The following is a 337-nucleotide window of genomic DNA, read 5'->3' as shown; positions in this document are numbered from 1 at the left end:
AGGCGATCGTGGTGATCAGCAGCCAGTGACACTCATCATCCAGTCCCAGTCGTTCCACGGCGGCACACAAGAATGTTGCCAGCGCCTGATGACTGATCACCACCCCTTTCGGCTTGCCGGTCGAGCCTGAAGTAAACATCATGTAGGCCGTGGTTTCCGGAGGCAGTGAAGGGGGGCTGATTGGCACCGCCTTGCCCGCTTGCGGCTGCCGTGCTCCTTCAGCATCCACAGCCAGCACCGGACAGCAAAAGCCGATGGGCTCGGCCTCCTCTCTGCCCGTCTCCAGCACCGCATCCAGCTGCGCTTCCTCCGCAATGTCTTTTAACCGGCCTGCAGG

1 protein-coding gene is annotated in these 337 nt (G+C 61.4%); it reads right to left on the bottom strand.

Annotated features, from left to right (window positions below):
• The coding region (locus ACYP03_RS25045; RefSeq protein ID WP_459782533.1) for an AMP-binding protein at positions 1 to 337 on the bottom strand (337 nt) is incomplete at both ends.

It is taken from the genome of Photobacterium sp. R1 (assembly GCF_054600795.1).
Note: the sequence above shows the minus strand (reverse complement) of the source record. Positions and strands in the feature narration are given on the sequence as shown.